The 14,164-nt window shown below is 67.2% G+C and carries 11 protein-coding genes; 1 reads left to right on the plus strand and 10 read right to left on the minus strand.

Going from position 1 to position 14,164, the window contains the following annotated elements; translation table 11 throughout:
* Window positions 1–1,917: PAS domain S-box protein (locus tag RMO40_RS00240; protein ID WP_309714799.1), on the plus strand; the 1,917-nt coding region annotated here is incomplete at its 5' end.
* Between the two features lie 9 nt (window positions 1,918–1,926).
* On the opposite strand, the gene RMO40_RS00245 is transcribed toward RMO40_RS00240, so the two are convergent.
* The 10 genes from RMO40_RS00245 to gspL all read right to left on the minus strand — a co-directional run bounded on the left by RMO40_RS00245 (window position 1,927) and on the right by gspL (window position 14,037).
* Window positions 1,927–2,361, minus strand: coding sequence for a globin domain-containing protein (locus RMO40_RS00245; protein ID WP_309714801.1), 435 nt, complete (start codon window positions 2,359–2,361; stop codon window positions 1,927–1,929).
* Between the two features lie 110 nt (window positions 2,362–2,471).
* Window positions 2,472–4,076: a caspase family protein gene (locus RMO40_RS00250; RefSeq protein ID WP_309714803.1), complete on the minus strand. Its 1,605-nt coding sequence runs from the start codon at window positions 4,074–4,076 to the stop codon at window positions 2,472–2,474.
* 2 nt (window positions 4,077–4,078) lie between these two features.
* Window positions 4,079–5,161: an autotransporter domain-containing protein gene (locus tag RMO40_RS00255; RefSeq protein WP_309714805.1), complete on the minus strand. Its 1,083-nt coding sequence runs from the start codon at window positions 5,159–5,161 to the stop codon at window positions 4,079–4,081.
* A gap of 146 nt (window positions 5,162–5,307) precedes the next feature.
* Window positions 5,308–6,315, minus strand: coding sequence for an AAA family ATPase (locus tag RMO40_RS00260; protein ID WP_309714807.1), 1,008 nt, complete (start codon window positions 6,313–6,315; stop codon window positions 5,308–5,310).
* 150 nt (window positions 6,316–6,465) lie between these two features.
* Window positions 6,466–7,683 (minus strand): type II secretion system inner membrane protein GspF, encoded by a 1,218-nt coding sequence (gene gspF, locus RMO40_RS00265; protein ID WP_309714809.1) that lies wholly within the window; start codon window positions 7,681–7,683, stop codon window positions 6,466–6,468.
* Between the two features lie 6 nt (window positions 7,684–7,689).
* A complete protein-coding gene (gspE, locus tag RMO40_RS00270; RefSeq protein WP_309714811.1) occupies window positions 7,690–9,111 on the minus strand; it encodes a type II secretion system ATPase GspE in 1,422 nt (473 codons plus the stop codon).
* 3 nt (window positions 9,112–9,114) lie between these two features.
* Window positions 9,115–11,220, minus strand: coding sequence for a type II secretion system secretin GspD (gspD, locus tag RMO40_RS00275; protein ID WP_309714820.1), 2,106 nt, complete (start codon window positions 11,218–11,220; stop codon window positions 9,115–9,117).
* Window positions 11,221–11,369: 149 nt separating this feature from the next.
* Window positions 11,370–12,263 carry a type II secretion system protein N gene (gene gspN / locus RMO40_RS00280; protein ID WP_309714814.1) on the minus strand — a complete coding sequence of 298 codons (894 nt, stop codon included), beginning with the start codon at window positions 12,261–12,263 and terminating at the stop codon, window positions 11,370–11,372.
* Window positions 12,263–12,763, minus strand: coding sequence for a type II secretion system protein GspM (locus RMO40_RS00285; protein WP_309714816.1), 501 nt, complete (start codon window positions 12,761–12,763; stop codon window positions 12,263–12,265). The genes gspN and RMO40_RS00285 overlap by 1 nt, the downstream gene beginning before the upstream one ends.
* A gap of 11 nt (window positions 12,764–12,774) precedes the next feature.
* Complete coding sequence (gene gspL, locus RMO40_RS00290) at window positions 12,775–14,037, minus strand: type II secretion system protein GspL (RefSeq protein ID WP_309714818.1); 1,263 nt, start codon at window positions 14,035–14,037, stop codon at window positions 12,775–12,777.
* Window positions 14,038–14,164: the final 127 nt, after the last annotated feature.

Here is a 14,164-nt window from a genome sequence, read left to right on the forward strand (position 1 = left end):
CCGCTCGCCCCCGAGCTGATGAGCGCGCTGCTCGACAACATCACCGCCCGCGTGGCGGTGGTGGGGCGTGACCACTGCTTCATCTACGCCAACCGCGAGGCGCTGGAGTTTTACGGCCGCCCGGCCGAGCAGGTGATCGGCCAGCACCTCTCGCAGGTGTTGGGGGAGGCGGTGTACTCGGGTTACCTGCCCTGGGCCGAGCGCTTGTTCAGCGGCGACACGCTGCGCTGGCAAGGCTGGGTGGAGTACCCCACCCGCGGTCGCCGTTTCCTGCAAGAAACCATGGTGCCCTTTGCGCCGGCCGGGGCCGAGGTGCAAGGCATCGTGGTGTTTGGCCGCGACCACACCGAGCTCAAGCTGCGCGAAGAGCAGCTGGTGGAACAGACGGGTCAGCTGCAGGCCAGCGAAGCACTCAAGGCGGCCATCGTCGACCACGCCCTGGCGGCGCTCATCTCCACCGATGGCCATGGCTGCATCGTCGAATTCAACCCCGCTGCGGAGGCCATGTTCGGCCGTGTGCGCGCTGACGTGATGGGCCGTTCGGTGAGCGAAGTCATCATGCCCGAGCGCTACCGCGCGCCACACGAAGCCGGAATACGCCGCATGGAGTCCGGCGGCGAGGGCCGCGTGATCGGCAAGCGCATGGAGCTGCACGCGCTGCGCGCCGATGGCACCGAGTTCCCCATCGAGATGGTGTTGTGGCGCACGAACGTGGGCGGCACCGGCTACTACACCGCGTCGCTGGTCGACGTGACCGAGCGCTTCAACGCGGCGCAGCAGATCGAGCGTCAGCGCGACGCGCTTCGCCAGAGCGAAAAGCTCACCGCCATGGGCAGCCTGCTGGCCGGTGTGGCACACGAGTTGAACAACCCGCTGGCCATCGTGATGGGCCGCGCCAGCCTGCTCGAAGAAAAGTGCGACGACCCGAACCTGCGCGCCGACGTGCAACGCATCCGCGAAGCTGCTGAGCGCTGCGGGCGCATCGTTCGCACCTTCCTCAACATGGCGCGCAGCAAACCCGCCACGCGTGAAAGTGTGTCGCTCAACGACCTCACCCGCGCTGCGGCCGAGATGCTGAGCTACAGCTACCGCAGCCATGGTGTCGAGATGCGTTTGCACCTGACCGATGGCCTGCCCAGCGTGAAAGCCGACGGCGACCAGATCGGCCAGATCGTGCTCAACCTGCTGGTCAATGCGCAACAGGCCCTGGGTGGCATCGAAGGCGAGCGGCGTGTGCACATCGAAACCGGCGTCGAGGCGCGGCGCGAAACGCGCGAGCCACGTGTGTGGCTGCGGGTGTCCGACAACGGCCCGGGCGTGCCACCCGAGTTGCGCGACAAACTTTTCGAGCCCTTCTTCACCACCAAGCCCGAAGGCATTGGCACCGGCCTCGGCCTGGCCGTGTCGCGCTCATTGGCGCGTGACCATGGCGGCGACCTGACGCTCGAGCCCACCTCGCAAAAGGGCGGCGCCACCTTCCGGCTCAACCTGCCGATCAGCGGCGAGCCGGTGCAAGAGTCGGCCCCGGTGCCGCTGCAAGAGGCCGACGTGTTGCAGTCGCGCCTGCTGGTGGTTGACGACGAGCCCGAGATCGCCGAACTGATGCGCGACATGCTCGAAGGTGCGGGCTACGAAGTGGCCTCCGCCGAATCAGGCGCAGTCGCCATGGCGCTGCTGGAGACGGCACGCTTCGACGCCATCGTCTCCGACCTGCACATGCCCGACATGGACGGCGCCACCCTGTGGCGCGAGGTCGAGCGAGCGCACCCGCTGTTGGCGCGGCGCATGCTGTTTGTGACTGGCGACACCTTGTCGCCCGGCGCACGCGAGTTCTTGCGCGAGGCACGTTGTGTGGGGCTCGACAAGCCCTTCACCAAGGCCGACCTGTTGGCGGCCGTGGCGCAGCTGCTGGCCTGAGCTTCCCACTCACGCGGCTTTGGCAGACGACGACGCGGCACCCCGCGCCGCGCCCATCATGGTCTCGCTGACCACGTGGTACAGCGCCACCCAGGCGGCGTGCACTTCATCGGTGTAGGCATGGCCCAGGCCTTGTTTCAGTGTCTTGAGCAATGCGGCGCCGACGGTCGCGTAGTGCCGGTCTTGCACGCCGTAGTTCACATGCCGCGCGCCCAGCTTGCGCAGCACCGGCACGAGCGTGTCGGGGTCTTCGAGCAGATCGACCGCGGCGCCGATCATCGTCATCAAGCGGGTGCCTTGTTGTGCCATGTTGCCCTGGAAGAGCTGGCGCAGCGTGGGGTCGGCAGTGAAGAGGTTGTCGTAGAAGAGGGCGGCGGCTTGCGGTGCGATGGGTTCGACAAGTGCGAAGCTGCGGCGCACATGTCCGATCTGGACGGGGGTCATCAATGGGCTCCTGAAATCTGAAGCCCTCAGCATCGCGCCCGTCTGATTCAACGGTGTTTCAGCGGCGCGGCCTGCGTGTTTCGTTGGTTGCCTGCCGCGTGAGTTGGAGGTCAGCGCTTGGGCACGAAGATGAAGTCGCCCGCTTCATGCCCCGCAAAACGGATCGGCGCGTACTGCGGTGTTTGCTGCACTTTCAAGCGCATGGCGCGCAGGCTGAAGCGTGCGGCGAGGGTGTCGAACAGCCGGCGTGTCTCGATCGGCTCGTTCACCGCAGCGAGCACGTCGAGCAGGCTGCTGGCAAAGAGCGAGTTGCGACCGGCACCGCCGTCGACCACCGGCTCCAACCCGCCTGAGGTGAGTGCCACACGAGCGCGCAGCTGCGAGATGGCGCGCAGCGCGTCCCAGTGGCGCTCGCCCACCAGGTCGGCGTCGGCCACCGGCAGCGCCGTACGTGCCATGGTGCCCGAGTAGCACGAGTCGGCGATCACCAGCACCTGGCGCACACCCAGTGCGTTGATCTGGTCGGTGACGTCGACCACCGACATCCAGTTGCTGCGGTTCTCGCGCTCGCCGTCGACCGGCACCCAGTAGCCGCGCTGGTTGTTTTCATCCACGTCACCATGGCCAGCGTAGAAGACGAGCAGGTTGTCTTCGGGCTTCAGGCGAGCGCGCAGTGCGTTGAAGGCGGCGTACATGTCGCGCCGCGTGGCGTCGAACAGCGTGGTCACCTGGAAGTCGTAGCGTTGCTCCAGCATGCGCTTCATGTCTTGCGCATCGTTGATCGGGTTCTTCAGCTGCGGCCAGTGGCGGTAGCTCTGGTTGGCGATGATGAGCGCGTGGTAGCGGGTGTTGGGCAGGCCGTGGTTGATCTTGAGCGCGCTGGGTGCACCGGTGGCCGGCACCGCACGGAAGTTGAGCAAGGTCTGCGTGCCTTGCCGGTCGGTGGCAGCGAGGCGCACATCCGAGCTGCCTCGAGACAGGTCGAGCTCGGCGCGGAACAGGCCCTGCGCGTCTACGGTCAGCGGCTTGTTGTTGAACATGAGTTGGCGCACGCCCGCCTCGGAGCTGACCTTGCCGCGCAGCTCGCGCCGTTCGCCCTGGCCCCCCAGCGGCACCGTGGGCGCGGCGCCGTCTTGCCCCGGCATGGGCACCACGATCACCGGCTCGATCAGGTCGATGGTGATGCGCCCCGGCGCACCGGCCTGCCCACTGGCCTGGCGAAAGAGACGTGCGGCCAGCAGCGGGTCGCGTTTTACGCCCAGGCCGCGCTCGTGCAGCGAAGCGAGGTTGATCAGCGCGCGGCTGTCGCCCTGCTGGCTGGCCTTGACATACCACGAGGCGGCGGTGGCGTGGTCGGGCACCGTGCCGATGCCGCGCTCGTACATCTCGCCGACCTGGGTTTGCGCTTCGGCATTGCCTTGTTGTGCGAACGGCAGCCAGATGGCGAGCGCGCGCGCCGGGTCGCGGGTGGCCAGCGCAAATTCGCCGCCAGCTTGCGCACATTCGTAAGCCGGCAGCTTCTGCGGCCGCCGCGCCGAGAGCGACGTGGCAATGTTGCCCAGCTGGCGCACCTGCCCTTGCAGCAGGCAGTCCACGATCATCAGCTGCTCTTCGCTCAGGTTGGGCGGGGGTGTGGAAACCGTGCTCGCACAGGCGCTGAGCAGCAGCACGCCGAGGGCGCTCCAGCGCTTGATGACAGTCGCAGGCGTTGGCACGTTCAGATCTCGAACCGAAGGCCCAGGCCCAGGCGCGTTTCGCGCAGGTCGTTGCTGCCACGCCGGAATGACACGTCGGCGAAGGTGGCGATGCCGCGTGTGAACTGCGCGATCACCCCTGCGGCCAGGCCGAAGGAGCTGCGGCTTTCGGTGGCATCGGGGTCGAGCTCACGCGTCAGCCCGTTTGAGTTTTGAGAGGTCACCGGGTCGGCGTTTTTCCACACCCGCTGGCGCCAGCTGACGCGGCCATAGGGCGTCAAAGTGCCGAAGCTCATGCTCACCGGCTGCTGCAACTGCACGCTGAGCAAGGTGGCCAGCGTGCGCTGCTGCTTTTCGTCGATGCGAAAGCCGGGGCCGGGTGGGTTGCTCAGCCTGGCGTCCAGTGCATCGGTGCGGGTGTCGGTGTATTCCAGCCCGAGCTGCGGCACCACCGATCGTGGGCCGAAGCGCCAGATGCGACTGGCGCTCAGCCACAGGCCCACGCTTCGGTTGACGTTGTCGCCGCTGAACTCATTGGGCTCGTCGGTCACGCGCCGCGTTTCCAGCTGGGTGCGCGTGAACGAGAGCGCGCCGTCGATGGCGATGGCATCGCGAGTGAAGTAGCTGAGAGATGCAGCCAATGAGGTGCTGCGTGTGTCGACCGTGGTGTCGCTGCGCAAGGTCTGGGTGGGGTCCCCCGGGACGGTCGAAAACTCGGTCTGGCTGCGCTCGATGCGCCCCTTGGCCACATTGCCCAGCACGCCGACCACCCACTGCGGCGACAGGGCGTGATCCACCGCCAGGCTGAAGCCATGGCTGCGCACCTTCAAGGGCCCGCGCTCGAAGCGCAGCGTCGGTATGGGGCCGCCCGGGCCGCCCGCGGCGGGCACGGGCGCGTCGGCGGCGACCTGGGGCGAACCGGGGTCGTTGTTGCGTACGGGGCGGTCTTGTTCGTCGCTGGCTTTGTCAGCGGGGCAGTCGTCGCGTTGCGGGTTGGGGCAGTCGGCGCTTGGCGGTTTGCCTGCGGTCTGGGCGTTGGCTGCCAGACAGATCAGCGCGAGAGCCAGCGGGGTGATTCGCAGCAGGGAGCGTGGGCGCAGGGACATGGTGGCGGCCTCCGGGGTTGCCGGTAGCTTATCGCCAGCGAAGGCATTTACCTGTGCACGGGTACCCCTAGGTTCGCGGTGAAAGGGCGCGCGGGGCTCGCAAGCTTCTGTTCGGTGGTGCTCGCCGCGCGGTGCGGCGAGCAGCCTCACTGCACGAAGCCGATGCTCGACTTCTTGAACCCGGCCTCGGGCAGGTCGCAGGGCTCCACACGGTCGCGGCGCGCGAGTTTGGCGTTGCCGAAGGCCGTCATCCAGGCGCGGCGCATGTCGCGCGGTGCCATCTCGGCCATGCAGTCGAGTACGTCGTGCCCCGGCTCGGGGGCGAAGCGGCTGCCCCAGTCGTGGTCGCTGCGGATGCTGCGGTAGAGCTTGGCGGCGATGTGGCGTGCGGCGTCGCGGTCGGGGGCGGCCACCTCGTAGACGTTCATGCGGTTGAGGATGGGCTCGGGGATACTGCGGCCGTCGTTGGCGGTGGCGACCCAGATCACCTGGCTCGCGTCGATCGGCACCTCGGCGAATTCGTCGGTGAAGCTGCCGGCGGTGTCGTGCTCGAGCAGGCTGTAGAGGGCACCGAGCGGGTCGTAGGCGTGTTCGCCTCCGGCCTTGTCGATCTCGTCGACCACCATCACCGGGTTGGCGTATTGGCCGTCGACCAGGGTTTCGAACACCTTGCCGGGGCGCGCGCCTTTCCATTGGCTGGAGGCGCCCGAGAGCACCCAGCCGGCGGTCATCGAACTCATCGAGATGAAGCCCATGCCGGTGCCGAGCAGCATGGAAAGCTCGCGTGCGAAATGGGTCTTGCCGACGCCGGGTGGGCCAAGCAGCAGCAGGGGGGTGATCTCGAGCGCGTCGCGGCTGTCTTCACAGAGTGCGATCTGGCGCTTGATGTCGTCGAGCACCTCGGCGAAGTTGGGCAGGTCGTCGTAGAGGTGATCCATGGCCGGCAGGCCGGAGGGCTTGACCTGGAAGCGCTCGGGGCCCTTTTCCAGCATGCGCTCGTAGGTGGAGCGCAGGCCTTCGTGCTCTTTTTCAGGGAGCTTGTCGAGCTTGCGCCCGACCTCGTCAACCCGATAGAGGCTGCGCATGCGAGCAATCGGAATGCCGCCGCGTTGTGTGCCCGAAGACATGGTGACCAAACCCTTGGATGCGCTCATGTGACCTCCAGAAAACGCAAGCCCTCGGTTCATTGAAGCAAACCAAGCCCTAGCGTAGCCATCGATAACAACCCGAATTGCCAGCTACTTTGTCACTTGGACACATGCATGGGGCATGCCAGTTCCGTGCGCGGTGGCGGAAGTCGTGTGTTATTTCACCCAGGTGTTGAGCTGGATGATGGGCAGGAGCACCGCCAGCACGATCAACATCACGATGCCGCCCATGGCGACGATGAGCAGCGGCTCCAGGATGGTCGCCATCGCCATGGCGCGGCGCTGCACTTCACGGCTGGTCTGGCGCGCCGCGCGGTCGAGCATTTGCGGCAGCTGGCCCGTTTGTTCACCCAGGCGGGCAAACATCGACAACAGGCCCGGAAAGCGCTTCTTGCCCGCGAGTGCGGACGCCAGCGGCGCACCTTCGCGCACCTGCACCAGCGCGTCCATCGCGTCGGCGCGCATGGCACGGTTGGAGAGGGTTTCGGCCGCCGCCTGCAAGGCTTTCAGGATCGGCACGCCGGCCCCGGCCAGCATCGCCAGCGTGCCGGAAAAGCGCGCCGCGTTGTAGCCGCGTGCAAGTTTGCCGATCAGAGGCAGCGTCAGAAAGCTGGCGTCGAATTGCTCGCGGAACACTTCGTTGCGCAGCATCAGCTTCAACCCCACACCCGCGCCGATCAAGGCCAGCAGCATCAGCCAGCCGTAGTTGCGCACGAAGGCGCTGATGGCCAGCATGGCCACCGTGAGGCCGGGCAAGGCACGCTTGGAGTTGGTGAACACCGAGGCTACTTGCGGCACCACGTAGGTGACGAGAAAGATCACGATCACCACTGCGATCAGCGACACGATGGCCGGGTAGAGCGTGGCACCGATCAGTTTCGATTGCAGCGCCTGGCGCTCTTCCAGGTCGTCGGCCAGGCGTTCGAGCACGGTGCCGAGTGCGCCGCTCTGTTCACCGGCGGCCACCACGGCGCGGTACACGTCGTCAAACTCGCGCGGTGCGCTGCCCAGCGCGCGGGCAAACGGCGAGCCGGCGTTGACCTCGCTGCGCAGGTGCGCCACCAGCTCGCGCTGGCGCTGGTCTTCGGCTTCTTCGCTGAGGGCGGTGAGGGCCCGCTCCAGCGGCAGGCCCGAGCCGACCAGGCCGGCGAGTTGACGTGTCCAGACCGTCAAGCCCGTCGAGTTGAAAACGCGGCGCGTCATGCGCAAGCCGCCCTTGGCTTGCGTACCCGCTGAAGCGACTTGTGTCACGTCGAGCGGCACCAGTTGCTGCGCACGCAGTTGCGTGCGAGCGGCCTTCAGGTTTTCGGCTTCGAGCAGGCCGGTGGTGGTCTTGCCGGCGGCGTTGAGGGCTTCGAACTTGTAGGCAGGCACTGATGTCTACTCTCTCGTCACGCGCATGACTTCTTCAGGCGATGTGATGCCCTCGGCCACCAGGCGCTCGCCGTCTTCACGCATCGGCCGCATGCCGTTGGCTTCGGCAGCCACGAAGATCTGCGACTCGGAAGCGCGTGCGTGGATCAGGCCACGCACCTTGTCGTCGACCACCATCAGCTCGTACACACCGGTGCGGCCCTTGTAGCCGCTCTGGCCGCATTCGCCGCAGCCCACGGGGTGCCAGCGGCCGCGCGCATCTTGTTTCTTGCAATGCGGGCACAGCTTGCGCACCAGGCGCTGCGCGAGCACACCCAGCAGGCTCGAGCTCAGCAGGAAGGGCTCGATGCCCATGTCGATCATGCGGGTGACGGTGCTCGGCGCGTCGTTGGTGTGCACGGTGGCCAGCACCAAGTGGCCGGTGAGCGAGGCCTGCACCGCGATCTGCGCGGTTTCGTAATCGCGGATTTCACCGATCATGATCACGTCGGGGTCTTGCCGCAGGATGGCGCGCAAGGCTTTCGCGAACGTGAGGTCGATCTTCGGGTTGACCTGTGTCTGGCCGATGCCGCCCAGCTCGTATTCCACCGGGTCTTCGACCGTGAGCACGTTGGTGCTGGCGGTGTCGATGCGGCCGAGCGAGGCATACAGCGTGGTGGTCTTGCCCGAGCCGGTGGGGCCGGTCACCAGCACGATGCCGTGCGGCTGCTGCACCAGCTTGTCGAAGTTTTTCAGCGTGTCGCCGCCCATGCCCAGGGCTTCGAGCGTGAACTTCGATTCGCCCTTGTCGAGCAAGCGCAACACCGCGCGTTCGCCGTGTGACGAGGCGAGGGTGGACACCCGCACGTCAACCGCCCGCTCGCCGATGCGCAGCGAGATGCGGCCGTCTTGCGGCAAGCGTTTTTCCGAGATGTCGAGCTCGGCCATGATCTTCAAGCGCGAGATCAGCGCGGCGTGCAGCGCCTTGTTGGGCTGCACCACTTCGCGCAAGGTGCCGTCGACGCGAAAGCGCACCGAGCTCGAACGTTCGTAGGGCTCGATGTGGATGTCGCTCGCGCCGTCTTTCGCCGCCTGCGTCAGCAGGGCGTTGAGCATGCGGATGATGGGCGCGTCGTTGGCCGCTTCCAGCAGGTCTTCGACCGCTGGCAGGTCTTGCATCATGCGACTCAGGTCGACCTTGCTTTCGACTTCACCGATCACCGTGGCCGCGCTCGACTCGCCACCCGCATAGGCCACTGCGATGCGGTTGCCGAGGGTGGACGCCGATTCGCGCTCCAGCGAGTCGATCTGGTACAGCCGCAGCACTTCGCTCAGCGCCGGCAGCGACACGGTCTCGGGCGCCCACAGCACCAGCCGCTCGCCGTCGTCTTCGAGCAGCAGATTGTGCGCCTTGGCGTAGGCGTAGGGCAGGGGGTGGCGTGCGCCCATGGGTCAGTTCTTCAAAGGGATCGGGGTCGCGCCACTCGCGGGAGGGGCGGGCGGTTGTGCCCTCAGCGGCTTGTCGGTCTCCGTGACGGTGGGCAGCGGCGCCAACACCGGCGACTCGTTGATCGGCGTAATGAAACTGCGTTCGGGCTGCGCACCCTGCTGCGTACTGCGCATCAGGTCATAACGGTCCATCGAGAGCTTGTTCGACGTGGTGGCGTCGCGCATGACCATGGGGCGCAGGAACACCATCATGTTGGTGCGTTCCTTCTTGCGCTCCTGGCTGCGAAACAGCGCGCCCAGGAAGGGTATGTCGCCCAACAGCGGCACCTTGCTGCGTGTCTCGGTGAACTTGTCTTCGATCAGGCCCCCCAGCACGATGATCTGGCCGTCGTCGACCACCACGGTGGACTCGATCGAGCGCTTGTCGGTGGACGGGCCGGCGTTGCTGGTGCCGGGTGCCACCTTGTCGGAAACGCTTGACGACTCCTGGAAGATGGTCATGCGCACCGCGCCGTTTTCGCCCACCTGCGGCTTGATTCGCAGCGTGATGCCGACGTCCTTGCGCTCCACCGTCTGGAACGGGCTGGTGGTGGCGCCGCCGGTGTTGGTGAACTGGCCAGTGATGAAGGGCACGTTGCTGCCGACGATGATCTTGGCTTCTTCGTTGTCGAGCGTGATCAGGTTTGGCGTAGAGACGATGTTGGTGTTGGTGCGGTTCTGCAGCATGTTGGCAATGGCCGCCAGGCCGTAGACGCCGTTCGCAAACTGGCGGATGACACCGATGTTCAGGCCCTGGTTGAGACCGGCTGTCACACCTTTGGCGTCAATCGTGACCAGGTTGCCGGTGGTGCCGAAGTTGGTGCCACCGACGATGCCGTTCTTGTCACCGTCTTTGCCGAGCAGGCCTTGCCACTGGAAGCCGAACTGCGCCGCGTCGTCGCCCTTGACCTCAACGATCATGCTTTCGATGTAGACCTGCGCGCGGCGCGAGTCGAGCTGCTCGATCACGGCGCGCAGCTGGCGGTACACCGGCTCGGGCGCGGTGCTGATGAGCGAGTTGGTCGCCGGGTCGGCCTGGATCATGCCGCCGGTCGAGGGCGATGCCGAAGCGCTCACCGGCGCGGCCGCCGCCGCACTGGTGCCACCCGGTGAAGCGCCTCCAGGGGCGGCGCTTGATTGCGGAGACAGCCCACCACCGCTGCTCGCGGCGCCACCACCGCCAGACGACGACCCGCCTGCGCCGTAAGCAGCACGCAGCACCGTGGCCAGCTTGGCCGCGTCGGCGTTCTTCAGGTACACCACATAAATGTTGCCCATGGGGTTGTCGCCCTGGGTCGGCCTGTCGAGTTTTTCGACGATGGCCTTGATGCTGGCCATGCGGGCCGGTGTCGAGGCGCGCACGATCAAAGCGTTGCTCCGCGAGTCGACCAGGATCGACGAGGTGGCGCCGATGCCGGGAGCGCCCGGCACGGACGAGCCTCCGTCGCTCAGGCGCTGCACCATGGTGGCGAGATCCGTGGCCACCGCGTACTTGAGCGGGATGATCTCCACATCGCCGCCGCTCGGTGTGTCCATCGCCGCGATGATCTTGCCGATGCGCGCCAGGTTGTCGGCGTAGTCGGTGATGACCAGTGTGTTGTTGCCGGGGTTGGCGTTGATGGTGTTGTTGGGGCTGATCAACGGGCGCAACACGGGCACCAGGTTGTTGGCGTTTTCGTGGCTCAGCTTGAAGATCTGCGTCAACACCTGGTCGCCCTGGCGTGTTACTGCACCCACCGAAACCGTGCTCGATTGCAGCTTGGCGTCGGCTTCGGGCACCACCTTGAACAAGCCACCCGACTCCACCACCGTGAAGCCCAGGCCGCGCAGTGCAGCCAGGAAGTTGAGGTACGCCTCGCGCGGCGACAGCGGTTCTTCGCTGAAGAGGGTGATGGTGCCCTTGACGCGCGGGTCGACCACGAACTGCTGCTTCAAGATGGCGCCCATGGCGCGTGACACACCTTCGATCTCGGCGTTGACGAAGTTCAGCGTGACGGGCTCGCCCTTGAAGCGGGTGTCCCTCTGCTGCGCGTAGGCCATGGGCGCCGGCAGCAGCGAGGTGCACAACATCACGGCGGCAAGCGCTGCGGCGAGAGGGCGCCGTGGCGGTCGAACAACGTTGACCCCCAGGCCGACGCTTTGCGTCGTCCGCCCCCCGAGGGGGAGCAGAAAACTTGGGGCGGCCCGGCGTTTTCTTGTTGAGCGCTTGTTCATGCTTCTTATCCGATCGAAATGACTGACACGGCACCGTTGCGCCGTCCGATGATGTTGAGCAGGTTGTTCAGTGCGGCCTCATCGGCCTCGGTGGCCGCACGGGCTTCACCGCGGAAGCGTACGCCGTTGGCGCCGGCCGTGCCTTCGCCCGAGAGTTTCAATGCGCCGTCGAGCGTGGTCAGGCGCAGCTGGGTCGGGGTGCCGGCGGCGCCGATCACACTGAAACGGTAGCTGCCCAGCGGCTCGAGTGTGGAAACGCGTGACGAGGCCTGCAGCATGTCGAGATCGGCCTGGCCTTCGACCAGCCAGCGGCCCTGCACCCATTCGAGCTTGAGCCCCGATGACTGCAGCCGCAGCGAGCCGCCCAGCTGCAAGGTGTTCCAGGGCGTGCCCAGGCCACCGAGAAACGCACCCGGCCACTGGCCCACCCAGTCGGGCTTGGGCGCGAGCGTGACCGACACGCGGCCCAGGCCCGGCTTGACCAACAGGCTCACCGCACCGTTGAGGCAGCAGGCGTGGCGTGAGCGCAGCTCGAAGCCCAGGCCATTCAGGCCGAGCGACCACTCGAGGCGGCCGGGCAGGGCGCTGGCGTCGCGGCTGTCGGGGCCGCCGGTCAGCACCGCCACCGCGCTGCCCGACCAGACGCTGCCGCGCGCATCGGCCAGCTGCACACGCTGGCCGGTGGCGCTGGAGACGGCGCTGGCCAGCCAGGTGGCCGGCGCAAAGGCGACCAGGCCGATCAACAAACCGAGTACGACGCCGCCCATGGCCCAGCGTGAAGCGGCGCTGCGCGACTGCTCCCAGGCCAGCTCGGCGAAAGACGACTCCTGCCACTGGGTGGGCACGGCGCTCGATGCAAACCGCCGCTTGAGGCCGCGGCGTGCGGGTTTGCGGGCCATCACTGGGCGCCTCCGATCGTCACGATGATCGTGCCGGCATAACCCTGAGGGCCGCGTGTGAGCTGCGCTTCGGTAGGGCGGGCGCGGGCGCCGCTGCGGGCTTCGGTGAGCCAGCTGCGCAGGGCTGCGCCGGTGACGCCCGTCAGCGTGAGCGTGGCGCGGTCGCCCTGCACCGTGATGCGGCCCTTGTCGCCCAAGCGATCGGTGGCCGATTTGAGGGCGGCGGCCGCCTGCATGGCGGGCACCGGTGCTGCGCCGCGCAGCTCGCGCGCTTCGATGGCGAGGCGTTGCATCGACTGCAGTTGCAAGTCGAGTGCGTCGATCTGGGCCGGTGTTTCGCGCAGGGTGCGCAAGGCCGGCGCGACGGCGATCATCCAGAGAACGGCAATGCCGATCACCGTGGCCGCGAGGGTGACGCCCAGCCGCTCGCGCGCTGGCAGAGCACCCCAGCGCGTCAGCGCCTCGGTGCGCAGCGCCGTCATCGGGGCGGGCAGTTTCACGCTTGGGTTCTTCACAGGCCACGCCCTCCGGTGCCACGGGCATTGGGCGCCAGGCGGCTGAGCGTCATGCTGCCGTCTCTCGCCTCGACCTGCCAGCCGCTGGGGCGCAGCTGGCTGCTGAATTGTTCGATCTGCGCCGGGTCCCAGCCGGGGGCCGAGAGCGACAGCTTGCCGGGCTCGTAACGCAGGCCGTCTACCGGCGGGCGGTCTGCGGGCCAGGCGCTGGCGGCGGCTTGCAACATGGGCTCGAGGTCGGTCTCGCCCGGCTTGCCGGCAATGGCGCGCAGGCTGTCGGTTTCGCGTTGCATTTGCAGCGGCGCGTCGAGCACCGCACGCACCTGAGGGTGAGCGGTTTGCAGCAGCTTCACCATCGCCTGGCGCTTGCCTTCCACCGCGTTGCGTTGGTGGGCGGCCCACAGGTTCAGGCCAATGACCTGCACCGCCACCAGGGTGATCAGGCCATAGCGCATAGGCTTCCAGGCCGGGTTGAGGAACTGCCGCCATACATCACGCAAGGCGCGTGTGCCGCGGTTCTTGCGGGCGAGCGTGAACTGGCGCAGGTTCCACAATGAGCGCGAGGCTTGCAGCGCGCGTTGCGGCCAATCCATCACCGTGACGGGCACGCCGAGCCAGCGTTCGGCCGCGGCGGCGGTGGCCGGTGTGGCGCTCCAGCGCGCGCCTTCGGGCAAGGGGGTGGGCAAGAGCGAGCGCGCCAGGGTGCCTTGCAGGCTGATCTGGGCCACGCCGTCGAGGTGCGCCCAGGTCAGCGTGGCGCCTTGCGAGGCGTCACCCAGCTCGGCGAAGTGGCCGGTGGGCGGCTCGTCGGGCCACGACATCGGCACCACACGGTCGATGAAGACGTTGGCCTTTTCGAGCACCGCGAGTTCTCCGGTGAGCCAGTTGCGGTCGGCCACAGCCACCCAGGTGGGCTGCCCGGCGGTGGCGCCGGGCGCCACGGCGATGTGCACCCCGGCGGCCTCTTCGAGCAGGGCTTCTTCGAGCACGCCGATCAGCGCCGCCGGCAGGCGCGACGCTGGGGCCTTGGGCAGGGTGATGCGGTGCCAGCTCAGGTCGGCATCTGCCAACACCGCCACCGCACCGGCGGCCTTGGGCAACAAGGCGACGGCGCATCGGCCTTGCGAAGCCAGGCTCAGGCCATCGGGGCTGAGGGCATAGGCGTACTCGGTGCCGAGGCCGGTTTCAGGCGCAGCCTGGCCCGGGTCGCGGGCCTGCAGCCTTTGGCGGGAGGGGATTTGGACGACAAGCGTGCTCATACAGGGTGCGAGGGTAGCGGAAATGTAAGTGCACGACCGTACAAACCTACCCGAATCAACGGCTTGCAGCGTGTTCTTGTAGTGTTTGTTGCAACGAGGCGCAGCATGGTTTCAGCGCCCGCGGTCA

This window comes from Rhizobacter sp., from assembly GCF_031412075.1.
In the GTDB taxonomy this organism is placed as follows: Bacteria; Pseudomonadota; Gammaproteobacteria; order Burkholderiales; family Burkholderiaceae_C; genus Rhizobacter.